This window comes from Pseudanabaena sp. CCNP1317 (genome assembly GCF_034931345.1).
Classification (GTDB): domain Bacteria; phylum Cyanobacteriota; class Cyanobacteriia; order Pseudanabaenales; family Pseudanabaenaceae; genus Pseudanabaena; species Pseudanabaena galeata.
In genome coordinates this window covers 54495-80237 of sequence record NZ_JAYGIF010000002.1, presented here as the reverse complement: position 1 = coordinate 80237, position 25743 = coordinate 54495, and the positions used below count along the sequence as shown (strand labels likewise).

The following is a 25743-nucleotide window of genomic DNA, read 5'->3' as shown; positions in this document are numbered from 1 at the left end:
AACTTGGACTTACCGCAACGCAAGAAATAGCTAAAGCCCCCTCACTTCTTGGGCTTTAGCGCAAAGCGCTGTATGTCCTATCTATCTCTTGCGTTGCTATATAGCGCTCCTAAATGAGTTGTAAGATTTTGAGTGTTGTGAGAGTGCGCCCCTTCGGGGCGCACTCTCACAACCTATTTAGGATTGCTATACAAGGGGAAAAGCTCTATTGGGTGGTTAAAGTAACGGCAACTCGAAAGCCTGTGCAGCGATCGCCTTGATTGGTTGCATTTTTAAAACGCTTTGCTGAGCGACAATAATGGGCAGGATCGCGCCATGAGCCGCCACGCACTACCCGACAACTGCGATCGCCTCCCTGTGTCCATGCAGTACCGTCCCTCGGCAAAAGGTCATAGTCATCATGCCAATAATCCGCGCACCATTCCCACACATTGCCATGCATATCATGCAGCCCAAAGGCATTGGCTGGATAAGTACCGACTTCAGTAGTTGACGAGTTACTGAGTCCTTGAGGCGCGTATTTGTAAGGACTTGCCCCATTGTAATTCGCTAAATTTGCAGCGATTGTTTCGCCAAAGCCAAAAGCAGTTAAAGTCCCAGCTCGACAGGCATATTCCCATTCTGATTCGCTCGGTAATCGATAAGGTTTCCCAGTTCTCTCTACTAATTTCTGACAAAAGGCTTGGGTATCCTCCCATGACACCATTTCCACGGGGCGATCGCCTTTGCCAATAAACATCGCAGGATTATTATCCATTACGACTTTCCATTGCCTCTGAGTAATGGGAAATCGCGACATAAAGAAAGCAGGAATATTCACAATATGGCGGGGAGTTTCTTCATCGCTACGTTCTACTTCACTAACTGGTGAACCAATTTGAAATTTCCCTGCGGGAATAAATACCATTTCTAAGCCAATCGGTTTCCCTTGGACATTACCTAGCGTCTCAATATAGATTCTTCCTGTTTTCTGTCTAGTACTAATTTGCAATTGATGTTTGATGAGTTTGCCAATCCCTAACCGATGAACTGCAACGATCGCCGTTTCAAAGGAAAATTGTGATAACGGCGGTGAGATCGCCTGAATTGGTTGAGCTTTAGGTGTGCCGATCGGTGTAATCTGAGTTTTGGCAGTAGCCTTGGCATAACCCGATCTTTGGAATCTTGGGGTGTAAGCTTGATGGGATGGAGAAGTTAAATTTTTAAGATCATTTAAAACTGCTTGAGCTGTCTGATAGCGCTGACTGGGAGCCACCGCAATCATGCGATCGAGAATCTGACCAAGTGCGGGGCTAACAGAAGTATTTTCTAAAAAATCGCGCCATATCCATGATCCATCCATGTCCATTAACTCGAAAGGAGAGGCACAGGTGAGCAGATGAATGCAGGTCACTCCCAAACTATAGATATCACTGGCAAAAATGGCTTTTCCTCGCACTTGTTCGGGTGCAACATATATGGCACTTCCGATGCGAGTTCCTGTTTCCATTAATGCTGCCGATGTTACAAATTTTGCTGCCCCAAAATCAACTAAAACATGACTGCCAGTTACCACAGAGCCAGATAAAGAACCAGAGATACTTGGCGATCGCCGACGGATAATATTTTCAGGCTTGATGTCGCGATGAATCACATTGCGTTCATGAATAAACTGCAAAACTGGAAGTAGATCCCCCAGCAACATCCGAATCTTGGCTTCACTAAAAGCACCTTGCTCTTGCAGTTCCTTTAACAGATCCTGCCCATCTATAAATTCTTGAATCAGATATTGGCGACCATCATGTTCTAAATGGGCAAATAATGTTGGTATTTGCGGATTTTTCCCCAAATCATCAAGGCGAATTGCTTCCTGTTGAAATAACTCGGCTGCCTTCACCGCACTATTAAGATCGGCAGGAAAGAACTGTTTGATCACACAGTGTGGATGGGAAGGAAGTGCTTCATCTATGCCCATAAAAGCTTTTCCAAATCCACCTTGACCGAGAATGGCGATCGCTCGATAGCGATCGCCAATCTTCAATTTTGACCCACATTGACTACAAAAAATCAGTGCAGGATCGGGGTTTTGGTAATTGCAGTTAGGGTTGAGGCACTGACTCATACAGACTATCTAGATATTATGTAGTACAGAGAAGTTTTAAAAAGCTTGCAAAGCAAGCTTTTTAAAACTTCTCTGGGTTTTGAGTTGCAACTATTGTTCGGGCAGAGCATCCATTTTGGCAAAACCAATGACTTGCATTTTCCCTTCCGTAAGTTCCAATCTGATCACTCGCGCCGTAATACCTTTACTTTCCAATTGACGCAAATCTAGAACTTTATTCAATCCCTCGGTAAAAGCTTTAGCAATTCGCTCAGGGACTGGTGTACCTGACAATTCAATTTTAGGATTAATAATTTGCAGTCTTGTACCACCGATAGTTTTTAGTTCTGCATTTATAGAAACATCAAGTTTGCTGGGGTTGGGCTTAGCAGGAGTCGGTTTCGACTGGAGGGAAGCAGCCAGACGGAGGCGATCGCCTTCCAAAAAAGTTATTTCAGGATCGATCAAATCCAAAATTTCGGGATTTTTATTAGTTCCTGTAATGTCAATGCTGAGATTTTTAAAGGAAGTTTGGACGTTAGGCGATCGCAGGGCTGTATTCACATCTTCAGAGCGCATGACGACGCGCACAGCCGCCTGTAATGGACGACGTAAAACAACTTTGCCCGATTGCAACACGTTGGGATCGATGCTAATCGGATCGGTTTCTAGGTCAATCTGATCAATTCGCAAAAATTCTAAGATGTAAACACCACGACCTGCTACACGAACGCGATCGACGTTCCCTAAAAGGACTTGATAGTTAGGAGCGTTATCAACGCGCACTTCTAGGACATCAGCCCTTACAATTTGCCCACGCAAAAAATCCGTCGCAATTTTATCGATCGCAATTCCGGGCGAGCCTGCCAAACCTAAAACCGTCGTAAGTAAGCCAGCAAATAATTCCATAAAAAGGAGATAACTACCTTACTCATCATAAACCAAAACCCAGAATTAAAAGCAGCGCTACATGCTGCTTTTGTCGCATTTTGAACTGAGATAGAAACCAACACTTTTGTTAAAAGTGTTGCCAAGTAACACTTTTAACAAAAATGTTGTAATTTACTTAGTTGCAAATTACGGTAATGTATGAGTTTTGTTGACACAATTTTGTGTGGCGCGGCTTTGCCGCACAAAACGATTTTGGTGGGACTATTAGGGAGTATTGTTTTATGCAAATTCGGTTGGCATTAGAGGCTGACTTACCCGCAATTATTGAAATTTATAATGCTGCTATTCCCAGCCGTCTTGCCACTGCCGATCTGGAACCTATCTCCGTCGAGAGCCGCCGTGCTTGGTTTCGATCGCATGGCGATCGTTATCCTGTCTGGGTAATAGCAATTGGTAGTCACGATATTCAAAGCGATCAAAACGAGCAGATTCTGGGCTGGCTCAGTTTACAGATGTTTTATGGTCGTCCCGCCTATCATAAAACCGCCGAAGTCAGTATCTATATAGATCCTAAATCTCAAGGCAAGGGTATCGGCAAAAAATTGCTTGGTCATGCGATCGCCCAATGTTCCTCGTTAAATATTTCTAAACTAGTCGGCTTTATATTTGCTCACAATACAGCCAGTCGCAGGTTATTTGAAAACTTTGGTTTTACAGAATGGGGATTTTTGCCTGAAGTTGCCGAATTAGACGGACAAGAGCAAAGTTTAGTAATTTTTGGCAAAATTATTTGAGCCGTCTAAAAGCTGTAGGGGTAGCGCCCCCGTGCCTACCCTCTAGAGATCTGGGCAACCACGGGGGGATTGCCCCTACTTTAACAAGGGAAAGAAATGTCCAACTGGCCCCTGTCCTTTGCCGATCGCTAGGGCATATTTCAAAGCTTCAGTCACATAGTTTTTTGCTTCCTGAACTGCTTGAAAACGTGGTTTTCCTAATGCGAGATTGGCAGCGATCGCGGCTGAGAGTGTGCAACCTGTGCCATGAGTATGGTTTGTATCAATTACCTCAGTCTGCAAAACCTCAAGGCGATCGCCATCAAACCAAACATCAACAGCCTTAAGAGCGCCCGTCATCCCTCCGCCTTTCACCAAAACAGATCGCGTACCTAATTTATAAATATTTTGAGCCGCCGTTTGCATATCTTCGAGAGTGTGAATATCCATATTGGCGAGAATTTGCGCCTCGTAGCGATTGGGCGTAGAGATCGCTGCAAGGGGAATTAATACATCCCGCATCGTTTTTATCGCCTCGTCATCAATTAGCTGCGCCCCAGTCCGCGACACCATCACAGGATCGACCACCACATTCCCAAATCCAAAGGCAACTAGCTTCTTCGCCACAGTTTTAATAATCTCTTGATTGAGCAACATCCCCGTTTTGATGGCTCCAATTCGCATATCAATCATTACGGCTTCAAATTGTGCGGTTACGGATTCAGGCGACATCGCATCTACCCGCGTTACTCCCTGCGTATTCTGGGCGGTGATGCAGGTGAGGACATTAGTTCCATGGACACAATGAAAAGCAAAGGTGCGTAAATCAGCCTGTATGCCTGCGCCACCGCCACTATCAGAACCAGCGATCGTCATAGCGATCGGAATTTGTGAGCTATGGAAATTGGTCATAATATGAGTTAATTCTAAAAACAGGTTTTGCTTTGCCCAAATTTTAGCCCATCCCAATTCACAAAAGTAATACCAATCCGCAAAAGTGTTGTCACACTTTTGCGAATTAAAAGCCCAACCCAGTAAGTGTTTTCCAAACACAAAATGGCTACACTATTTTGTGTTTGGGTATGGTTATAAAGCAATCCTAAATGGGTTGTGAGAGTGCGCCCCGAAGGGGCGCACTCTCACAACCCTCCAAATCTTACAAATCATTTAGGATCGCTATAGTAAGGATAATCGGCTCGAAGCACCGCCCATCCTTACCTATCTATCTCTACCAAAAATCGGTTTCAAAATGAGAATTGCTGACAAAATGAAAAATTATGCTCAATAAAATGGTTATTTAGGTTATGATCGATAACTGTCGCGAATTGTATTAAATTTTTAGACTTTTACCTCTACATCACCTGATAGAACCGCAATGGCTAAGAAAAGCATGATCGAGCGCGAGAAAAAACGCGCTAAGTTAGTTGAAAAATATGCAACTAAGCTCGAAGCACTCAAAGAAAAGTTTGCCAGTCCTGAACTGACACAACAACAAAAAGTTGCCGTACATCGTGAAATCCAACAAATTCCTCGTAACGCCAACCCTACCCGTCACCGTAATCGTTGCTGGGCAACAGGTCGTCCTCGCGGCTATTACAAGGATTTCGGCTTATGCCGCAACGTTTTGCGTGAGATGGCTCACCAAGGCTTGTTGCCAGGTGTAGTTAAATCTAGCTGGTAGTTTTTGGAAAACAAAAAAGCCGTCACCAATTGGTGACGGCTTTTTTGTTACTGTACTTTCTTTCTGATGTGTTAACGTGAGTTCGATATAGCCATTTGCGGCGTGCGAAGCACGCCGCAAATGGCGAAAGATGGTAAGAATCGCTTAGCGATTCTTACCATCTTTCGCTGTCGTCGAACTGACGTTGAGTTAAGACTGCAAAGCAAATTCAATCTTGTCTCTCCATTAGCTCAATTGGCAATCCATCAGGATCAGCGACAAAGGCAACTTGATAGGTGCGATCGCCTATGGTTTGTTCTTGCGGTGGCAATAACAATTTAACTTTTCCTAGTTTATTTACTAGATCTAGCAAAAAAACTTGTAAATTTTCTACATGAAAAGATAGGTGATAGTACCCCACATAATGCTCATCACCAAATGGATTAGATACATTTTTCGGTTCAGGAACCTGCATGAGTTCGAGATTAGTCCCTGCACCCTGCATCCAACAAGCGAGCGTAATTCCTGCCGTAAAGCGCTCAGTCACCTCAAAGCCTAAAGCTTCATAAAAGGCGATCGCCCGAAAAATATCCGCAGTTTTAATCGAAGTGTGGTGATGTTGCATTTCCTACACTTTTTTGGGTCTGAATATAGAATCTTTGGTGACACACCAGACAAAATGCGGTAGGGAAAGCATTCTTCTCCAGCGCCAAGGCTCTTGATAGAGTCGATATAGCCATTCTAAATTGTTATTACCAAACCATTCGGGAGCGCGAGTTTTCAGCCCTGACCAAACATCAAAGCTACCACCTACGCCGATCCACACAGCATTAGGACAAAGATAGCGATATTTTTGAATCCATAGCTCTTGACGTGGTACTCCAAGCCCTACAAGGATTAGATCGGGTTGTGTGCTTTGTAACTGTTCGCAGATTTGCTGTTCGAGCATGTCATCAAAATACCCGTGATGCATTCCTGCGATCGCCATATCTCTCCATTTTTGCTGCCAAATATTGACCACACTATCCACAACATTGGGAGCGCCCCCAATTAAGAAAATGCGCCATTGCTGTTCGGCTGCAACCTGTACAATCTGCTCCGACAGTTCAATTCCTGGGCATCGGTTGATTTTTTGACCCTGCGATCGTAGATAAAGCACAATGCCTGAACCATCTGGCACAACTAACTCAGCCTGCTTAATGACACTTGCCAAGTCAGGATTTTTCCTAGCCTGCATGGTCATTTCTGCATTTATGGTGACTACATGTGTGCCTTGGCTAGACTGTAGTCTTTGAGCTAACCAATCACGATAGTTTTCATGAATATGTACGGGCAGACCAAGCACACCAAACTGACGCAAAATAAACATCTCCAAATACTGCGTAGTCATCAATTTATCATCTTACAGCTGCTTTCATTTTGACTTAGGCAAAATGAAAACCACAAGCCCTTGGTTCTAAGGAACTTGTAAGAAAATAAGATACCAATCCAGATTTTCCAGAATCAATTGGGCGGCGAAGCCCCCCAATTGATTCTGGTTTTATATTTGGTATTTTATTAAGTCGCAAGTTCCTAAGGTGTAGTTGTTACTGTTAACACCTGTGGAGGCGTAGCATCCGCAGGATAGAGGAAATCAAACTGGACGACACGGCGATCGCTTGGTGGCATAGTTAATGTCACCAAAGGTTTACCTCTTTCTCCTCGACGCAACTTTAAATGTACATAGCGCGTTTGTGCTAAGCCCCTGTCATCGCGAAATCTCACTCTTACCGAACCACGGAAAAATACATCATCGGGTAAAGGTTCAAAAAATTGCAACCCGCCAACAGGTTTATCGTATTTGATTGGATTTTGAAATGTGAGAACGACGGTTTGGGTCTCGCTGGTAGGGTTATGCAGAGGCATCGTCAAATTGTACTGCACTCCATAATTGCCGTGAGCAGAATAAGCAGTATCAGGATAGCGAACCTTTAGCGGTGCTGTTTGTACTTGTCCCGTTCCCATCGTGCCATATTGCAACAGACTCAAACCATAGGAATAGGATTCGCCACGTTTGGGAATGGCTAGATCATTACTATCTTTATCGGTCAAATTCCCAAACCATTGGGAACCTAGCTGCACACCAGCTACACGGCTATATTCAAATCTTCCTTCCGTCAAATCAGGTGGCGTAGGCACGACATCGCGAGGTTTAGATAACTCTCCTTTTTTGAGAATCTCTTCCCATTCTGCAAGATCAGGAGCGCGTTCGGTTCCATCAGCATTAAGACGCGCATAGAGTGCAAGCGTCGCCATATAGACCTTGCCATCACTACGTAACCGCGATAAGCCCGATCGCCCATTTAAGGGTGGCTCTAATTCCTTTACAGGAATCGGCACATTCATTAACATGCGGCTTTGCTTGGGTGGAATCACAATCTGAGCAGGGAAAATAGCCTGACGACGACCGCGTAAAATATCGAGCATGGCGCGATCTCCAGGACCTCGATACACTTCGCCATTGTTGTTTAGAGAGTAGTTCGGCGCATCGTAAAAAGGTGCATCGGGCTGGCTGAGATAGCTAGCGCCTTGCAATATATCGATTTTTACGGGTTGATCGGTTGGATTATAGGCGATCGCGCCAATATACAAAGTCCTTAAGTCTTCTGGTGGTGGAGCTTTGGAAATATGGTGTGTAAATAAATCGAACCGTCCTTGAAAGGGAAAGTTTAAATGCGCTTTGGGATGAGCCATCCCTTCAGGTGGAAAAGCTGACAGCAAAATCCCTTCTGTTTGCACGATCTCAGGACTGTTGCTATTAAACATTGGTACATCGTCAAGTTGTCCCATAAGGGGACGCATTTCTTGGCGATCTAGGATAATTTGGCGTTGGCTGGCAGCTTGAGCAACTTTATGAGTGACATTAGGACTGTTTACTGGGTTTACTGTAGGCGAAACTGGTGTAATTGGAGTTAATAGCGACACTAAAAAAGCTGTCAACATAGGCTTGTATTATCCAAGGATTGAGGCATGAGGCAAGTTTATCTAATAATCGCGATTATAGATCAATCCTAAATGAGTCGTGAAAATCTCAGCTTATAACAAGAGGCTTAAGTCCCTTGCCTTTTTTAATTATTTAGGATTGCTATTGAATAAACCACAACAAAAGTTTTTGATAACAATATCAAAAACCAGTAAAATTCACGGATTTTTAGATTTCCTTAACAAGGGGTCGTCTAATTGTGATGAATTTTGCTTAATTAATCGCATTAGCAATCTTAGTCCTTCATTGACTGATCCTGAATTGGGGAATAATTTGGCAACATCAGGATCTAGGGTGACGGTGACAGCGCTTTTCGTTCTTCCCTGACCACGAGCAACAACGGTCATTTAGGTAGAAGGCTTAGGAATTTCTAGCCCTTCTTCTATAAGACCATCGATATGAAACGCGATCGCCTCTTGCATATTTTCATTAACTTCTTCCAGCGTTGCCCCTGTAGATACACAACCCAAAATATCGGGTGAGTATGCGGAATAACCTGTTTGAGTCTCTTCTATAACTACAAGGTACTTCATATTTTATCCTACGGGAAAATTCTATATATTTCTCGGCGATGAGCCACTCTCTGACAAATTATTTGCTTGAGAGATACATCTATAGAAATACCAATCCTGTAATCACCCACACGAATTTTATATTTGTCAGGATAGCCCTTCATCTTTTCAATATAACCGAGATTAAACGGATTTTCTGACTTTAGCTCGTGAAAAATGATATTTTCAATTCGTCCTTGCACATTATCTGGAAGTTGAGCAAGCTCTTTCAGAAAGCGCTTAGTATACTCAACTTTCCACATTTTGTAATTTTAAGGATTGATAGTACGAGTAAGCCTCATCACCAGAAAGCAACTCATCATCTTCTACTTCCTGCATTAACTTAGCTAGACCAAAGTTTTCTAAAATTTCTTCGATTTGATTATATATAGCTATGGGGATTTGCACCGCAAGAGGACGGTGCTGCTCATCAAAAACATATTGCTTTGGGATATCAATCATTAATCCACCTTATTTTTTTATGATTTTATATCATCTGATATCCAGTATAACAAAACAAAAAAGCCCCGCAATGCGGGGCTTTTTTGTTTTGTTAAAGCTTAGTAACGAGCAGCGTTAGGCTTGTGGACGATGAAGCTTTGGACTTGGCACTGCTTGATGTTGTCGAAAGCAACAACACGGATGAAGCTACCAGGATAGCTAGAGCGGCAAGCTTGAACTTCGCTCAAAACTTCTTGAGGAGTTCTGGCGTTGAACAAGGGCAACTTCCAAAGAGTCCAGTAGTGGATTGCAGGATCGGAATCTTCGTTAAATTCGATCGCAGGATAGAAACCTTGCTTCAAGGTGTACTCGATTTGACGAGTGATTTGAGCATCGCTCAAAGGGGGAAGGTAAGAAAGAGTTTCGTAACGACGCTCTTTTGGTAAAGTTTGCATTATTTCCTCGCGATTGAAATTATATTGCTATTGATTTTGTTGAGTGGTAGCGCGATCGGCATCAACATCTGAATCTGCAATCGATTCTAAAGGTTCTTCTGAGAGACTTTCGAGATTAACTTCTAAACTAGATTCTGGATTGCTTTTCTGATCAACCTCAGTATCTAACCTATTATCAAGATTCTCGCATTCTGCATATCCCTCAGAAGCCTGAACATTCATGATGCGTTCAAAATGCTGACGACGAAGTTGCATATTTGATTGTTGGATGCCAGTACGAGTCATTTCAGGCAAAAATTCTAAAATTTCATTAGCCAAATGCTCTCGAACTGTCATTACTCGAAAAGCCATTTCTTGGTTAACCTCAAAAAGGTCTTTAATATAAAGTTCACCATTTTGGAGTCTCTCGCGCGTCGAGAATTGATTAAACCAAAGAGCTTTTAACTTATCGGTTTCCTGCAATTGCTCACCAATTGTCTTAACAGCCTCGAAGGTCAAAAAGTTGATCAACATTTTGGCTGTGGACTTAGTACTGCGCTTAATATCCATAGGCTGAACTTAACCAAGAGTTTTTTTGTGAGAGTGGGCGTAGCCCATTCTCACAATAGCAAATCGATTAGACGGTATCCATTGCTTCAAATTCAAACTTGATTTCTTTCCAGAGTTCAAGAGCAACGTTCAACTCTGGAGACCAACGACCAGCTTCACGAAGGATGTCGCCACCTTCACGCATCATGTCGCGACCTTCGTTACGTGCTTGTACGCAAGCTTCGAGCGCAACGCGGTTAGCGGTTGCACCAGGAGCAGCACCCCATGGGTGACCCAAAGTACCACCACCAAACTGTAAGCAAGAGTCGTCACCGAAGATTTCGACGAGCGCAGGCATGTGCCATACGTGGATACCACCCGAAGCAACGGGCATAACACCAGGCATAGAAGCCCAATCTTGAGTGAAGTAGATACCACGTTCACGGTCGAGTTCGATGTGATCTTCACGCATTAGGTCAACAAAGCCCATGGTGATACCTTTTTCGCCTTCGAGCTTACCAACAACGGTTCCAGAGTGGAGGTGATCGCCACCAGACATACGCAGACACTTAGCCAAAACGCGGAAGTGAATCCCGTGGGTTTTTTGACGGTCGATAACTGCGTGCATAGCGCGGTGAATGTGCAATAGCAAGCCATTGTCACGGCAGTACTTAGCAAGAGTGGTGTTAGCTGTAAAACCACCAGTCAAGAAGTCATGCATGATGATTGGTGTGCCGATTTCCTTTGCGAAAGCTGCACGTTCCATCATTTGCTCACAGGTTGGAGCAGTTACGTTGAGGTAGTGGCCCTTAACTTCGCCAGTTTCAGCTTGAGCTTTTTCGATTGCTTCTTGTACAAACAGGAAGCGATCGCGCCAGCGCATGAAAGGCTGAGAGTTGATGTTTTCGTCGTCTTTCGTGAAGTCCAAACCGCCGCGTAAACATTCGTATACTGCACGACCGTAGTTCTTAGCAGATAGACCCAATTTAGGCTTAATGGTACAACCCAATAGAGGACGACCATACTTGTTCAACTTGTCGCGTTCAACTTGAATACCGTGAGGAGGACCTTGGAATGTCTTCAAGTATGCAATAGGAACACGGATGTCTTCTAGACGAAGTGCGCGAAGAGCTTTGAAACCAAATACGTTGCCAACCAATGAAGTTAGCAAGTTGGTTACAGAACCTTCTTCGAACAAGTCAAGAGGATATGCGATGTAAGCAATATATTGATTGTCTTCGTTGGCTACTGGTTCGACATCATAGCAACGACCTTTGTAGCGATCGAGGTCGGTCAACAAGTCTGTCCATACAGTTGTCCATGTACCTGTAGAAGATTCAGCAGCTACCGCAGCAGCAGCTTCTTCTGGAGGTACGCCTGGTTGAGGCACGAAACGAAAAGCGGCGAGAAGGTCAGTATCTCTGGGGGTGTAATCGGGGGTATAGTACTTTAGTTTATAGTCCTGAACACCTGCGTCGTACCCAGCCTTAGCTTTAGACTGTGTTTTTGAGTAAGACATTAATATCTCCTTACTAGATTTAAATGAGAATCAGTAAACTGCACGAAGCTCTGCAAAAAAAACTTAAGAGTCAGAGTCAATAGTCAAATCGAAAATTAAAGAAAGATTAAAAATCTATTAAAAATCTAATTAGCCCTTTGATGTCTGCTTCTTCGTTGAAATACTTTTTTGCTTTATATAAGTTAATCCTATCAGGAATCCTTCGTGTGAATTCCTTGAGCGATGTCTCTAATTTAAACATAAAGTGCGTATCCACATTTACTTTTTTTGTAAAAAAATTTTTGAAATTTGCTATTTTTGACAACAAATTCATATAAAAAATTTATATAACTCTAATAAGCTAGATATATCCCCTAGTACTTGTTTTTGCGAGATATTCCTAAATCATTAACCTCAAAGGCTTGATTAATAAGGATTTACGGATAAGTCTGGTTATAAGTTTATGTTAAGAAAAATAGCAATCTCGCAATCTATTTTAGCGATCGCCTGATACATACCTACACAAAAACTAATATGAATAGTTAGGAATTTTAATAAGATTAAAACAATATTAGAAATCCTAATGACTTATATATAAATACAAAATCAATTGGTTTTGATCTGACTTTGTTGTTATCTTATCTATTGATTTAAATAGAGTATTTTTACTCATTGCTATTATTGCTAAAAAAAGTAGGGGGGCTTTGCCCCCCTACTTTTTTAGACGATTTGCTGTGTCAGCCATGCTAGTAAGACTAGTTCTAAGCTCTGATTATTTTTGTGCATTTCTTGCTTGACCCATTGCGCGATCGCATCGATCGCCGAAAAACTAGATCCTGCTTGCCATTTCACATCCAGCCCCATAGATGTGAGATGAGTACCTTCGAGGGTTTGTAAACTGATAGTTTTAGGAAATTTTTGTTTGAGTAGTTGAGCAAGGGTGGAAATTTCATCAATACCATCGTCCACAAATTTGACTAATAAATTATTTGCGGTCTGATAGTTGGCAGTAATTAGCTGTTCAGTTTCCTTTGGTGTGGGGGTGAAATCCATTGACGACATTTCGGGAATCTTACCAGCTAGTTCTTTGAAGAACGGAATTGAGCGATCGGCGCTGTAGTTGTTGTAGGCGATGTAGATGTTGCCAGCACGGGTAGGCTTGTACAGGCTATTAATTAATAGATGGATTTTGCAGCCCATGCTATGTCCCATCCCAAATACAGGGAAATAATCGAGAAATAGTTTGCTGCGTACCTTGCGAAATGAAGTGTGGACTTCGCGAGCAATTTGACGATGATCGAAGGTGTTATTTAAAAATGGGGTAGCGACGATCGCATAATCATTTTTAGCAAGTTGCTCTAGGACTCGACCATAGGCAACATGGGGGGCAGCCGCAAAGAATGCTCCCCCCAAAAAGTGAATTACGCCTTTGGGTTTGGGTGGTGTCAATACCCAATTTTCTTCAATTTGCTTCCACTCCATCAGTTTTGCCACTCTTTACATTTCTTTATATTCATTCTACTGCTAAAAAAGGAGAGGGGATGCATCGCATCCCCTCTCCTTTTTTAGCAGTAGAACAAGGGGCTTAAGCCCCTTGTTTATTCCCGATTAGGTTTGTCGGCGGCACGGTTTAGTAGCAAGAGAGATGCGACTAAACCAACAAAGTGGGCAAAGATAATATTGAAACTAGCTTGAATAATTTGAAAGTCGAGGGGCTGAATTACAGAGTTAAAGCTACCTGCACCAGGTAATATTGCTTGTCCTTGTCCTGCCCTTAGAGTTAACGCACCAATAATCGCAAAGGCTCCCAGTAAAGTGACGAACATCCCAATCAGATTAATAATCAATCCGATTTTGATTTGAAATATAGTTTGGCTTTTGGTTGGGCGATCAGGCGATCGCAGCTTTTTTGCCATTTGCGTATAACGATAATTCCAGAAAATACTTGCGCCTAATACTGCCACGCCTACCCAAGCAAAGCTTAGCCCTGGGAGTGTCGCGGGACTAGTATCTAAACCTGTGGGACTAGCTACTTGACCAGTCCTAGGAAATAAAAAAAGTTGCAGTAAGACAACGGATGAAACTACACACAAAACAACTTGCGTCCAAAAGGCAGTCCAGCCCCAACGCCGAAATGCTAAAACAACGCGCAACACATTGGGTGAGACATCGCTATTATCGTCTTCATTTTTGGCATTTTTTAGTTCTCTGGGCATTTTTTTAGTGGGGCTGCTAATAAAATCAGTAAATACTATAGCGTTTTCCGCTTTCTTCCAAAAAAGTAATAAAGGTACAAAGTGCCTTTATTAAGTAGCTAGGCATGAGTAAAATAAAAACCTAGAAAGCTTTCTCACCCTCTAAGCGGACGGGACAGATTCTGGTTTTAGGTTTTAATTATGCCTAGCTACTTAATATATCAATGTAAGTTTTGCTTAGGACATAAAACCCAAATAGTGTGAGGCGGCGCTTCGCGCCGCCTCACACTATTTGGGTTTTGAGTTTGTCCTGATACAGGTGGCTATAGCTATACGTGAAATCATCAATTATTTATTGAAAACATTTTGTCTGGAAGCAAGTCTAGCTTTACCTGATGCAGCCCATTCTTGAAGAACTTGAATTTCCTGCTGAGCCGTTTGAGCTAGTGGCACGATTTGACTAGCCGCTTCGAGGATATCATCGGTGGTGAAGTCACGATTTTGGCTGAAGCCAATGTGCATGGCTTCGATGATGCCCTGTTCGATTTCGGCACCTGAAAAATCTGGAGTTTCATAGGCGAGGCGATCGATGTCATAGGCGCGAGTATTGTGGGGACGGTATTTGCTCAAATGCACTGCAAAAATCTGCGATCGCTCCTCTTGGTTTGGCAAACCAACGAAGAACACCTCATCGAATCGACCTTTACGCAAGAGTTCAGGGGGCAAAGCGCGAATATTATTTGCCGTAGCCACCACAAATACAGGCGAAGTCTTTTCCGCCATCCATGTTAAGAAAGTCCCAAAAACACGATTCGTCGTTCCTGAATCACCACGACCTTCAACACCTGAGAATGCTTTGTCAATCTCATCAATCCACAATACGCAGGGAGAGAGCGCTTCCGCTAGCTGAATCATTTGCCTTGTGCGGGACTCACTCTCACCGACTAGTCCCGCAAATAGACGACCAACATCAAGACGCAATAGCGGCAAATGCCAATGGTGAGAAATCGCCTTTGCGGTGAGAGACTTGCCAGTACCTTGAATTCCTGCTAAGAGCAAACCTCTGGGATGTGGTAAGCCATACTTACGGGCGCGATCGCTAAAGGCGCTCCCTCGACGCAATAGCCACTCTTTGAGATTATCCAAGCCCCCAATATCACTAATTTCCGTAGTTGATGGATAGAATTCTAAAATCTGCGTTTGACGAATACTTTGGCGCTTTTCTTCGAGGATTAGCTCTACATCTTCGGGGCGCAAGCAGTTGTTTTCAGCGATCGCTTTGGCTAATACTCGTCTGATGCGCTCTAGAGATAAACCTTGGCTAGCACGGACTAAATCATCGATCGCCTGTTTATTTAATTGCAGATCATTGGCTGAGTTTGTCGAATTGGCGATTTGTTCAATTTCTATTTTCAGTTCGCTAGGATTGGGAAGCGGAAATTCGAGAATCGAGAAAAATTCACTGAGGCTATCGGGAATATTAATTTGTGAGGCAAGCACAATAATATTTTGGGCTTCGCTTTTGAGCTTGCGGGCAAGGTTTTTTAGCTTACGGGCGATCGCCACATCATCAAGAAAGCGATCGTAATCTCGCAACACAAACACCGCTCCCTTGGGGACTTTATCCACAAATTCTAAAGCTTGGAGGGGATTGCGTTTACCTGCGCCTGCATCGGTGGGATTGGACTGATAGCCATCGACAAAATCCCAAATAAAAACGCTACGACCGAGGGATTTTGCTACATTAGTAATCACGGCTTCGATCCGTTCCTCTTCGGCTGAAGGTATGTATATCAAGGGATAACGGGCGCGGAGGGTGAGATTTAAGTCAGCTTCAAAATTCATTGATCAGCAAGCCATGAGTAAAACGCTAGAATATCTACAGCCTATAATCTACAGCAAACTATAGCAATAGTGGCAATAGCATAGGTTTTCACAGATTGTGACTGTAACTAATGGGAAGAAAACCTGATATTCAACAAATTGAGGCGATCGCTAGAGAGTTTAAGATGTACAAACGGCTCCGAGAAGATTTTGGAGATTTTATTGAGCAGGAAAAAGCAGATGGTCATCGCGGTAGTTTAAATGACAAGGGTGACTTTACTTATGCAGAACTTCGTCAAAAGGCAAAAGAGTTTCTAGGAGAAATAAAACCATGATCATTTCTACAAAAATACCTGATACAACCAACCCAAATATCCAAATATCTCAAGAAATTGTAAATGTTATAAATATTTTAACTGAGCAATTAATTGGAGAGATTTGCCATCAAGTTCGCTTTAGTTATGGAGATGAACTACATCTTGACTTTGGAGAAATGTCAAGATGTGACCATCCTAAGTTAAGAAATTTACTGAAAGGAAACTGGCAGTTTGGAGCAAGGGCAACGCCTTGGCTATTAAAAAAATCAGGGCAACTTTTGCTTAAGTCTGAAGAACCTGAGACTGATGCCGAAATCAAGAATGCTAAACAACTTACTAGAGAAAGTTTAGAAAATAAGAAAATCCTTAAATTTGAAGTTAATCCAGAGAATTTAGAGTTGCAATTATTATTTGAAGAAGATTATGAATTGATTTTGCAACCAGATTTAGAGGATTTAGATTTATCCTATTGGGACTTATTTATGCCCAATGACAAAGTTTTAGAAGTGGGAGCAGGTTACTTTTGGTCTTGTAGATCTGTATATGATAGATGCTAAGGCTTAGATCGGTGGCTTTATTTTTGGCTTGTTCAAAAAGATCTAGACGAATTACGGGCTTAGCACCTAGATTTAGTTGATAGTGCTAAAGTTGATAGGGTCAGCTTAAAGCGCCGATGATTCCAGCTATGTAGATCAAGGTTTGTAGGGTTTATTAACAATGTTGCAAGAGATTCAGTTACCTGTCGTTGCCGATACCAAAAAGTGGACAATTCAAGATAGTGAGACCCTTTATCGCATCAATGGCTGGGGTGAACCTTATTTTAGTATTAACGAGGCTGGTCACGTAACTGTCTCCCCCAAAGGCGATCGCGGTGGCTGTATTGACCTGTTTGAACTGGTGAATGATCTCAAACAAAGGGGATTGCGATCGCCGATCCTAGTCAGATTTTCGGATATTCTCGCTGATCGCATTGAACGGCTTAATTCCACCTTTGCCAAGGCGATCGCCCGTTATAACTACAATGGCGTTTATCGTGGCGTTTTTCCTGTCAAAGTCAATCAGCAACGGCAATTGGTGGAAGAAATAGCCAAGTATGGGAAACCCTTCCAATTTGGGCTAGAAGCAGGTTCTAAACCCGAATTATTAATTGCCCTTGCTACCTTACGCACTCCCGGTTCACTACTGATTTGTAATGGTTACAAAGATGCTGAATATATTGAAACAGCTCTACTAGCTCGAAAATTGGGACAAAATACGATCATTGTGATCGAGCAGTTGGAAGAAGTGGAAATGATCATCCGTGCTGCAACGAAGTTGGGAATTGCGCCTGTGGTTGGTGTCCGCGCTAAACTAAGTGCTAAGGGACTAGGACATTGGGAAGACTCCACAGGTGATCGCGCTAAGTTTGGTTTGAGCATGTGGGAAATTCTCGAAACCGTTGAACAATTGGAAGCAGCAAATATGCTGGATTCTCTAAAATTGTTGCATTTTCATATCGGTTCCCAAATCAGCAATATCAGCACAATTAAAGATGCTTTGCGCGAAGCAGGTCAAATCTATGTGCAGCTTACGACCCTAGGCGCACCAATGGGACATCTCGATGTTGGTGGTGGTTTGGGCGTAGATTACGACGGTTCTAAAACGAATTTCTACGCTTCTAAAAACTACAGTATGCAGAATTATGCCTACGATATCGTGGCAGCAATTAAGGATGCATGTGCGGAGAAAGGTGTGGCTGTACCAACACTGACCAGCGAGAGTGGTCGGGCGATCGCTTCTCATCAGTCAGTTCTAATTTTCGATGTCGTGGGTATTAGTGGAATTCCAAATCAAGCGATTGAGCCACTACAAGAAGATGAACATTTAATTATCCGCAATCTCTTTGAGACTCTAGAAAACATCAATGAAAATAACTATCAAGAGATTTATCATGATGCCGTTCAATTCAATCAAGAGGCGATTAGTCTGTTTACCTTTGGCTACCTCACCCTCAGACAACGCGCTAGAGTAGAACGCCTATTCTGGGAATGTTGCGATCGCATTCTCAAGGTGACTCGCAAACTTAACTATGTCCCCGATGATCTCGAAGATCTAGAAAAAGCGATGGCGCTGACTTATTACTGCAATTTCTCAGTATTTCAGTCTGCTCCCGATAGTTGGGCGATCGATCAACTATTTCCGATTATGCCGATCCATCGACTCAATGAGGAACCTAACTGTCGCGGCACGATCGCCGACCTTACTTGTGACAGTGATGGCAAAATTGATCGCTTTATCGATTTGCGTGATGTCAAATCCACTTTAGAGCTACATCCTTTCATTGCGGAAGAGCCTTACTTTTTAGCTTTATTCCTTGGTGGAGCCTATCAAGAAATTCTTGGCGATTTGCATAATTTGTTTGGTGATACTGATGCCGTACATATTCATGCAACGCCTACTGGCTATAAGGTTGAGCATGTAATTAAGGGGGACTCTATGACTGAGGTATTAGCCTATGTCCAGTACAATCGTGACTCGATGCTAGAGAATATTCGCCAAGAAACTGAACGTGCTCTCCAAGAAAAGCAAATCACTCTCGATGAAGCAAGGTTGTTTTTACAAAAGTACGAGCATTGCCTAAATGGTTACACCTATTTAAGCTAAGCCAAACCCCAAATCAAGAAATGGCTACGCCATTTCTTGATTTAAAAACCCTTACTGGGTTTGCTTTTCAATTCACGAAAGTGTGACAACCCTTTCGTGAATTGCTATTAAGCATAATGTCGCAGTTTCTACTAAAGTTACATTAGCCCAATAATGATTTGCCGTACTCTTAGCACAGTAAACCATTAACTGATGTTACGCAGGATATAGATGATGAATCTCTTGCTGGTAGCGAAGCAGGGCTGGCACGGGGGGATTGCCCCTACCTGAATAATTCATGTTCTGTAGGGGCAATCCCCCCGTGCCAGCCCTAAAACTCAGCTATCAAAGTTCTATCTGTGTAAGGTGAGTCATTAACTCAGAATTGTAAATTAGATTGTTTGGTAAAACGTGGAAATTTTATGTATCAGCAACGGACATGGTGAAGATATCATCGCAGCCCGTATCTGCATTGAATTGGAAAAATTAGGATTTTCAGCGATCGCCTTGCCGCTTGTGGGTGTGGGACATGCCTATGCTAAAGCAAATATCCCGATTGTCGAAAAGTTTACACAGGCAATGCCATCGGGGGGATTTGTCCGCATGGATAGTCGTCAGTTAGCCCGTGATGTTAAAAGTGGATTGGTGGGGCTAACCCGTAAACAATTGGGCTTTGTGTGGAAATGGTCGCGTGAAAACCGTAGAACCAAGCGGCTAATTTTAGCGGTGGGTGATATTGTGCCATTGCTATTTGCATGGTTGCCATCGCAGTTTGGCGGTTGTAATTTTGTGTTTGTCGCCACAGCCAAGTCCGAATATTATTGGCGCGATCGCAAAAGTAATTTACCCCATGTCAAAAAGCCTTTTGGCGGCTCGATCTTTTTTCCTTGGGAACGCGCTTTGATGAATAGCGATCGCTGTAAGGCGGTATTTGTCCGAGATCTGCTAACAGCCGAGATCTTAAATCAAGATTTTAAACTACCTGCGGTTTATCTCGGTAACTCGATGATGGATGGGCTAGAACCTAAGGGGCTTAATTTTGGTATTGGTGAAGATGAATGGGCGGTAGCAATCTTACCTGGTTCGAGATCGCCTGAAGCCTACGAAAACTGGATGACCTTGATGCTTTGCGCTCAAGTTGTTTCCCGTGCGATTCCCCATAATGTGCATTTCCTAGTCGCGATCGCCCCAGATTTGGATATAGAAGTCATTGGACAGAGCATCATTCAAAAGGGTTGGCTACGCATTGATGAAACTACTTTTAAGGTACAGAATGCGCGACTGATTCTCTTGCAGGATGGCTTTAGTGATTGTCTGCATCAATGTCATTTAGGTTTGGCTATGGCGGGAACTGCGACGGAGCAGATGGTGGGTTTAGGTAAGCCTGTAATTACGATCGCTGGAAATGGCCCCCAATTTACGCGCAAATTCGCCGAAGAACAAACGGATTTATTAGGATGTTCGATTAACTTGATCGAAAAACCAGCTCAAGTTGCCGATGTTCTCAATGAGATTTTGCAAGATCCTGATTACTTCCAAGCAGTAAGTCGCAATGGCGAAGAGCGCATGGGGCAAGCAGGAGCATCAGCTCGAATCGCTAAATATATTAGTGATTTAAGCTAAGAAACTCACCCCAAAAAAAATAAAACCTAAAAGTAAGCTGGTGACATTAGTAAGTAAACTGAGTAATCCAGCTTGCTTTAGGGATAATTGCCCCAGACTTAGAGTGGATATCAACCATGCTTCATAGACTACCGCAAAAACTTCAGAAATTGGCAACGTAAAACGATAGGGAATTCCTTCAGCGATCGGAGTGCGATTTCCGTAACCAAACCAAAGCGCGAAAAAACCGCCGAGGATATTCATAGTGACAAAAATAAGCAAAGAGAAGAAGACAATTTTTTTAGAGGAAGATTGGCGCTTTACATGCATAGCCAAACCATAGAACATAGCTACAAATAAGGAGCTAATTCCAAAGTACCTTCCTAAGAGAATTTGAAATGGTTCTAAAGATGGAAAAAATGACCAAACTACAGGATAGCTAAATAGATTGACCATCGCGATCGCTATCAATACTCTAAAAATCTTTGACTGGGATGCTTTGCGCCACCATAAAACAATTGCACCTACCAATAGTTCAGAGGCAATTGTCAGAAGCCATCCAGTCAAAAACATCTGACTTGTATATTCTTGAAGAGGCGTTAAAATAAAATACGCAAGTTTATCCTCTTCCTGAATTACTTGTAAAGAGTCCTGAGTAACTTGCACTTGCCAAACACCACTATGGGGGAAAGATGCAGTTTTTTCTCGCGAATCTTTTAATGTGGGAGAGCTTAGCCGCAAGCGATCTGAGAACTGACCAATTAGTCTAAACCATCTATTTGGATCATCTTGAGGTTTAGTTTTATCTATTGGGAAAGTATTAACCCGATCGCTAAGCAATAAGCAGCGATCGCTAGCACAGGTAAATCGATAGCTTTGATCTATGTTCAAGGCAACGGCTGGGGATTTTAAACAGCCCACATCGCGACATTCACCATATTGAATAAACAACCTTGGCTGCTCACAGGTAGCTGTATTACATTCAACTATCTGTAAGCCTTGCAGGGTTTGTTGACCTACTGGATAAGAGAATGTGAACCAGTTCATTGGAGGTGGAGGTGGAGCATTAGCGCTAGCGGTAGAAGCGAATAAGACAATCATTGCGATCGCCAAAACTCCGATCAATTTCGACAACTTCCATTTCATAGATTAATAGCCTAGTTTTGCTAAAATCAGAAACTCAGAAAAGCAAAAGAGAGTTACGGTATAACTCTCTTTAGAGTATAGCGATCTCAAGAAAATAAATCTTTAAGAAAAAGCGATATTTCCGCTCGTTCCCTCACATTAAAGAAGTCAAGGGGAACTACTCCATCCCCATGACGACTAACTACACCAAAGCCTAATCTTGCTCGACGATAGGTTATGACTAACGGACTATTCGCTGGTACAGGTAGTCGGAACCAAGCATCAAAATTCGGAGACTGCGCCATGCGATCGCTCATTGCTTTGACGATGGCTGCTGAGCGCTCATCAGGTAAACTACTCGTCGCAAATACATAGGCGCGTTCCAATAACTTGTCTCGCAAATTAGGATTTAACCATGCGGAAATGACCATCTCCAAAGGGGTTTGGGGATTTTGTTTGACCGATTGCAAAGCATTGGTGTCATTGGCGATCGCCTTAGCGAGTAGAACTGCGGTGGGATTACCCGTTTGCTGGAGTTCGTTAACTACATTAGGATTACCATTCCACCATTGTAAGGCAGCAAAATTTAATGTTTTTTGGGGATTACCACGATAGCTCGTTTCTAGATTGGCTAATACTTGCAGATAAATACTTTGATAGAGCGCATCTTTCCAAATTGGACTAGTAATAAAAATAGGATCGTTAATTACTTCCGTCGTCATGGCGGCGATCGCTTCAGCTTGTTTTCCTTGGCGCAATAGACTTATACCTAAACCGAAGGAAAGCGATCGCTTATTAGGAACAAGTTCTAAACCTCGGCGGAAATAAGTTTCTGCTGCTTGAGCCGCGCTGGTTTCAGTTTCTCGGAGACTGAGCCATGCAGCAGCGTTATACCCTGCTTCGTTATAAGGATTAGAGGCGAGCGCTGTTTTAATCCATGTCAAACCTTCCTTTTGCCATGCGGATGATTGCGGTAAATTTGGATAGTCGCCCGCGAGATCGGCTAAATTCCAACCCAACTGATAGGAATAGTAGGGTTCCCAAGGAGCCAGTTGATGCGCGAATTTAAGGCGATCTTGGAACTTGTCAACGGCAGCGATCGCTTCAGATAAAAATTCTGGTTTGGCGGTTGCTAAATCTACTCTCACTGTTGATAGATAGATGAATCCTATACTTGATGCTTGCCAAGCGATATTCACAGGAACCAGCCAAGCGATCGCGGCTACCAAATAAACTGTGGCAGTAACGGCTAACCAGAGTCGGGGCTGTTTTTGATGACCGAGACTAATTAACTCCCGCGTATGTACTTGCCCTAAATAAGCAAGACAAGCAAATATAATCACCAAGCTGCCACTAATCGCAGGTACATCAAGCTGATAGTCAGTAATCGCTAACATGCCATAACCGATCAGACTACCGAATAAGCCATAGGCGATCGCCTGATCCTGTAGACTAGCTTGCCAACTGCGAGATTTATGCAATTTGATGAACAGAGAAATGATGGCGGCTAGTAAAAACACAAAGGTAATTACTGCACCGATTCCCAATTCTGCCCAAAGATGCACAGGCGTACTATGTAACTGAAATAAAAGTTCGGCTTCGCGTCCAGCCCATTGGGGGCGATATTGCTGATAGAGCATGACTGCTGAGCCTGCGCCCGCGCCAAATAGCCAATGCTCTAAACCAATCCGCCAACCCACATCCGCCGCGATCGCTCTAAATAGTAACTCTCCCGATCCTTGAGTGGGATTAGCAAAACTAGAGATTAGTCCTGATATAAGCGATCGCAAGCGATTATTTGTAGAAATTAAAAATGCTACCAAAGCGATCGCCCCACCACCACCTAAAGCCACCAAACCGCGATGACTACGATTGCGAAAAAATGCCACGATAATTCCATACAAAACAATTGCTCCCAGTCCTAAAAATCCGCCCCGCGAACTGGTGGTATACAAATCAATTAACCCTAAGCCGATCGCCGTTAACCATAGCGATCGCCACATTCCCCTCTGTGCGATCGCCAAACTTGCAAAAATCGGCAAAACGAGTATCAAAAATCCCGCCACATAGTTTTGATGTCCCATTGGAGCCCAATTGCGGGACTGCAAATCTGAAAAATCATAACTAAGATTTAGTCCCCATTGATTTAGCTTGGCAAAATTAGTTAACTGTGGCAGCCATGATTGGGTAATCCACAGAAATAAACTTACAATAATTACTGCAAAGCCTAATAAGCCCTGAAATCGTATAATTTTGAACAATTTCTCCCGCACCATTGGCGGGGGAGAAATTGCTGGAGATGACGCGACATGCAAAAAATTATTGGTCACATATAGAGCAGTAAAGTATCCAAAGGCAGTTAGGCTATACCACATACCCTGATTTGGAAATCGAGAAAACATGGTCGATAAGCACAGCGTTACCAAGCCAGAACCGATCGCCCAGTCAAAGCCGCTACCTAATAAATAAAATGGGTTCTCGCGCCGCCATAGATTTAGTAAACCTGCGATCGCAAAGCATAGCAATCCCACTTGCCATAGCAACACCCAAGGGAAAGTCACCATCTGGGTACTACTATCGGGTAGCAGAGTGAATAAAATATAGGCTGCAAAACCTAACTGGACGATTAACCGACCTGTACTCATAAAATTTGACGAACTAGTTTCACGAAATAATCAGTAACTGATACTGTGAACGGTACAAGCTTAAATTATGTCAGCAATTCTCATTATGAAAACGATTTTGGTGTTTCCAGTGCCGCAGGCACTGGAAACACCAAAATCGTTTTTTGAGAGCAAGCCTTGGGCTTGCTCTCAAAAAACGATTTTTATGACTAGAATTGCCATAGATTCGATTTCATTGGTACGAAAAATCCTAAAAAGAGATATTATGGCGATCGCTGATACTTAGCAACTTATGAACGGGGTTCCGAATTTTTTTGATCCTAATGAAAAACTGGAATGTGAATCAATTGCTACAGCAATGTTCTCCAGCAATAGCCCTGAAGAGTTGTTAAAAATTTTTTTAACTAGTTTAGGCGATCGCTTGGATGTCAGTCGAGCAGCAATTTATCAATTCACCAATCAAGAACAGGGAATTGTATTAGTAGATGCAATTTTGCCTAATATCCAGAGCATTAAAAATCAAATATATCCAATTTCATATTTTGGAGTAGACTCCCTTAAGAACTATCCTCGTGATCGCCCTGTAAAGTTATCAGATGTTGCTCAAATACCTGAAGTCCTCAGAGTCCATCAATGCTGGCAAAGTACGCAAGTTAAGGCGATGTTGTCAGCTCCAATTTTTTTTGATTCATTGGGAGTGTTTAACCAAATCTGGGGAATAGCATTGGTCCAACAATGCGATCGCCCAAGACAATGGGAACCTCAAGAAGCTTGTTTTTTATTTGAGTTATCCCAAGTTTTAGGGCAATGTTTGCAGTCTTGGGAATTAAGTTTGCGATCACCCATATCCTCAAAATCATCTCTTAAGAGTGATCTGCTTTTTGATGAACCCTTTGAAACAGAAGATTTTACGGTCAGGCGAGTAGAGCTATCTGAAGAGTCAGAAGTAGCAGAAGCCCAGCCAGAGTCAACCATTGATGGTATAGCCCTATCTAACAACTTCATTTTGTCAGATGGTGAAGAGAATGAAATATTAGATAGAAGTCGTATCAGAAATAGTGAGACTTCTATTAATCAAGCCATTAATCTTGCTATGCAAAGACTAGACCAAAAAAATTTGTATAACTCTAGTCCCTATCCACATGTTTTTGCAGTGATCGATGAGCCAGAGGACATCTACGGTGTTGATTTGGAATCCACAACTCTAGAGGATGTTCTAGAAAGTTGCACCCAAGATCCAGTTCAAGTTCAACCGCAGACTAAGGTTGATTACTTACAACAACGAGTTGGTGAACTGATCGAAAACATGCAACAAAAACTAGATGAAATTGCCGAGCTTCAGCAACAAGTGCAAGAATTAACTGCATCTCAACAGGAATTTCGGAAAATATTGCTGGATTTGCAATCTGAAAATTTAACTCAAAACATCAAAGATGCGGTTGTCGAAATGTATCGCGCCCTAACATCAAACCAATAAAACTTTGAGAAAGTATCGCTTCGCGATACTTTCTCAAAGTTTTATTGTAGGGGCTTGG

At 42.8% G+C, this 25743-nt stretch carries 26 protein-coding genes; 8 read left to right on the top strand and 18 right to left on the bottom strand.

Features of this window, described 5'->3' with window-relative positions:
* Nucleotides 1-205: 205 nt before the first annotated feature.
* Nucleotides 206-2101 (bottom strand): bifunctional serine/threonine-protein kinase/formylglycine-generating enzyme family protein, encoded by a 1896-nt coding sequence (locus VB775_RS01180; RefSeq protein WP_281008463.1) that lies wholly within the window; start codon nucleotides 2099-2101, stop codon nucleotides 206-208.
* A gap of 90 nt (nucleotides 2102-2191) precedes the next feature.
* Nucleotides 2192-2989 (bottom strand): DUF2993 domain-containing protein, encoded by a 798-nt coding sequence (locus VB775_RS01175; protein ID WP_281008462.1) that lies wholly within the window; start codon nucleotides 2987-2989, stop codon nucleotides 2192-2194.
* Between the two features lie 263 nt (nucleotides 2990-3252).
* Between VB775_RS01175 and VB775_RS01170 the strand changes: the two genes are divergently transcribed.
* The gene (locus VB775_RS01170; RefSeq protein WP_281008461.1) at nucleotides 3253-3765 is read left to right on the top strand and encodes a GNAT family N-acetyltransferase; all 513 of its coding nucleotides are present in this window, start codon (nucleotides 3253-3255) and stop codon (nucleotides 3763-3765) included.
* 75 nt (nucleotides 3766-3840) lie between these two features.
* On the opposite strand, the gene thiD is transcribed toward VB775_RS01170, so the two are convergent.
* A complete protein-coding gene (gene thiD, locus VB775_RS01165; protein WP_407072969.1) occupies nucleotides 3841-4656 on the bottom strand; it encodes a bifunctional hydroxymethylpyrimidine kinase/phosphomethylpyrimidine kinase in 816 nt (271 codons plus the stop codon).
* A gap of 463 nt (nucleotides 4657-5119) precedes the next feature.
* Between thiD and rpsN the strand changes: the two genes are divergently transcribed.
* Complete coding sequence (gene rpsN / locus VB775_RS01160; RefSeq protein WP_094531335.1) at nucleotides 5120-5425, top strand: 30S ribosomal protein S14; 306 nt, start codon at nucleotides 5120-5122, stop codon at nucleotides 5423-5425.
* Between the two features lie 208 nt (nucleotides 5426-5633).
* Here the strand turns inward: rpsN and VB775_RS01155 are convergent, their stop codons facing one another.
* The 13 genes from VB775_RS01155 to VB775_RS01095 form a co-directional block, all read right to left on the bottom strand.
* The gene (locus VB775_RS01155; RefSeq protein WP_281008460.1) at nucleotides 5634-6029 is read right to left on the bottom strand and encodes a VOC family protein; all 396 of its coding nucleotides are present in this window, start codon (nucleotides 6027-6029) and stop codon (nucleotides 5634-5636) included.
* Nucleotides 6030-6032: 3 nt separating this feature from the next.
* Complete coding sequence (locus tag VB775_RS01150) at nucleotides 6033-6794, bottom strand: WecB/TagA/CpsF family glycosyltransferase (RefSeq protein WP_281008459.1); 762 nt, start codon at nucleotides 6792-6794, stop codon at nucleotides 6033-6035.
* A gap of 182 nt (nucleotides 6795-6976) precedes the next feature.
* The gene (locus tag VB775_RS01145; protein WP_281008458.1) at nucleotides 6977-8386 is read right to left on the bottom strand and encodes a DUF3370 domain-containing protein; all 1410 of its coding nucleotides are present in this window, start codon (nucleotides 8384-8386) and stop codon (nucleotides 6977-6979) included.
* Between the two features lie 198 nt (nucleotides 8387-8584).
* Complete coding sequence (locus VB775_RS01140; RefSeq protein ID WP_281008457.1) at nucleotides 8585-8773, bottom strand: hypothetical protein; 189 nt, start codon at nucleotides 8771-8773, stop codon at nucleotides 8585-8587.
* The gene (locus VB775_RS01135; RefSeq protein WP_281008456.1) at nucleotides 8774-8959 is read right to left on the bottom strand and encodes a type II toxin-antitoxin system HicB family antitoxin; all 186 of its coding nucleotides are present in this window, start codon (nucleotides 8957-8959) and stop codon (nucleotides 8774-8776) included.
* Between the two features lie 8 nt (nucleotides 8960-8967).
* A complete protein-coding gene (locus VB775_RS01130) occupies nucleotides 8968-9240 on the bottom strand; it encodes a type II toxin-antitoxin system RelE family toxin (protein WP_281008455.1) in 273 nt (90 codons plus the stop codon).
* The gene (locus tag VB775_RS01125) at nucleotides 9227-9439 is read right to left on the bottom strand and encodes a hypothetical protein (protein WP_281008454.1); all 213 of its coding nucleotides are present in this window, start codon (nucleotides 9437-9439) and stop codon (nucleotides 9227-9229) included. The genes VB775_RS01130 and VB775_RS01125 overlap by 14 nt, the downstream gene beginning before the upstream one ends.
* Before the next feature lie 98 nt (nucleotides 9440-9537).
* Nucleotides 9538-9873 carry a ribulose bisphosphate carboxylase small subunit gene (locus VB775_RS01120; protein WP_281008453.1) on the bottom strand — a complete coding sequence of 112 codons (336 nt, stop codon included), beginning with the start codon at nucleotides 9871-9873 and terminating at the stop codon, nucleotides 9538-9540.
* A 27-nt stretch (nucleotides 9874-9900) separates the two neighbouring features.
* Nucleotides 9901-10422, bottom strand: coding sequence for a chaperonin family protein RbcX (locus tag VB775_RS01115; protein ID WP_281008452.1), 522 nt, complete (start codon nucleotides 10420-10422; stop codon nucleotides 9901-9903).
* A gap of 67 nt (nucleotides 10423-10489) precedes the next feature.
* Nucleotides 10490-11920 carry a form I ribulose bisphosphate carboxylase large subunit gene (locus tag VB775_RS01110; protein ID WP_103666300.1) on the bottom strand — a complete coding sequence of 477 codons (1431 nt, stop codon included), beginning with the start codon at nucleotides 11918-11920 and terminating at the stop codon, nucleotides 10490-10492.
* Between the two features lie 699 nt (nucleotides 11921-12619).
* Nucleotides 12620-13381 carry a DUF1350 family protein gene (locus tag VB775_RS01105; protein WP_281008451.1) on the bottom strand — a complete coding sequence of 254 codons (762 nt, stop codon included), beginning with the start codon at nucleotides 13379-13381 and terminating at the stop codon, nucleotides 12620-12622.
* Between the two features lie 116 nt (nucleotides 13382-13497).
* On the bottom strand, nucleotides 13498-14115 hold the full coding sequence (locus VB775_RS01100; protein ID WP_281008450.1) for a DUF3611 family protein: 618 nt from the start codon (nucleotides 14113-14115) through the stop codon (nucleotides 13498-13500).
* A gap of 327 nt (nucleotides 14116-14442) precedes the next feature.
* Nucleotides 14443-15939: an AAA family ATPase gene (locus VB775_RS01095; RefSeq protein ID WP_281008449.1), complete on the bottom strand. Its 1497-nt coding sequence runs from the start codon at nucleotides 15937-15939 to the stop codon at nucleotides 14443-14445.
* Nucleotides 15940-16049: 110 nt separating this feature from the next.
* On the opposite strand from VB775_RS01095, the gene VB775_RS01090 reads away from it, so the two are divergent.
* From VB775_RS01090 to VB775_RS01075, 4 genes are all read left to right on the top strand, one after another.
* On the top strand, nucleotides 16050-16253 hold the full coding sequence (locus VB775_RS01090) for a hypothetical protein (protein WP_281008448.1): 204 nt from the start codon (nucleotides 16050-16052) through the stop codon (nucleotides 16251-16253).
* The gene (locus VB775_RS01085) at nucleotides 16250-16792 is read left to right on the top strand and encodes a hypothetical protein (RefSeq protein WP_281008447.1); all 543 of its coding nucleotides are present in this window, start codon (nucleotides 16250-16252) and stop codon (nucleotides 16790-16792) included. The genes VB775_RS01090 and VB775_RS01085 overlap by 4 nt, the downstream gene beginning before the upstream one ends.
* A gap of 160 nt (nucleotides 16793-16952) precedes the next feature.
* Nucleotides 16953-18878, top strand: coding sequence for a biosynthetic arginine decarboxylase (speA, locus tag VB775_RS01080; protein WP_281008446.1), 1926 nt, complete (start codon nucleotides 16953-16955; stop codon nucleotides 18876-18878).
* A gap of 390 nt (nucleotides 18879-19268) precedes the next feature.
* The gene (locus VB775_RS01075) at nucleotides 19269-20480 is read left to right on the top strand and encodes a lipid-A-disaccharide synthase-related protein (RefSeq protein ID WP_281008445.1); all 1212 of its coding nucleotides are present in this window, start codon (nucleotides 19269-19271) and stop codon (nucleotides 20478-20480) included.
* Here the strand turns inward: VB775_RS01075 and VB775_RS01070 are convergent.
* Complete coding sequence (locus tag VB775_RS01070) at nucleotides 20472-21605, bottom strand: hypothetical protein (protein WP_281008444.1); 1134 nt, start codon at nucleotides 21603-21605, stop codon at nucleotides 20472-20474. The genes VB775_RS01075 and VB775_RS01070 overlap by 9 nt on opposite strands.
* A gap of 86 nt (nucleotides 21606-21691) precedes the next feature.
* Nucleotides 21692-24229, bottom strand: a complete 2538-nt coding sequence (locus VB775_RS01065) for an O-antigen ligase family protein (RefSeq protein ID WP_281008443.1) — start codon at nucleotides 24227-24229, stop codon at nucleotides 21692-21694.
* A gap of 67 nt (nucleotides 24230-24296) precedes the next feature.
* On the opposite strand from VB775_RS01065, the gene VB775_RS01060 reads away from it, so the two are divergent.
* Together VB775_RS01060 and VB775_RS01055 are read left to right on the top strand one after the other, a co-directional pair.
* On the top strand, nucleotides 24297-24494 hold the full coding sequence (locus VB775_RS01060) for a hypothetical protein (protein WP_281008442.1): 198 nt from the start codon (nucleotides 24297-24299) through the stop codon (nucleotides 24492-24494).
* Nucleotides 24495-24500: 6 nt separating this feature from the next.
* Nucleotides 24501-25685, top strand: coding sequence for a GAF domain-containing protein (locus VB775_RS01055; RefSeq protein ID WP_281008441.1), 1185 nt, complete (start codon nucleotides 24501-24503; stop codon nucleotides 25683-25685).
* Nucleotides 25686-25743: the final 58 nt, after the last annotated feature.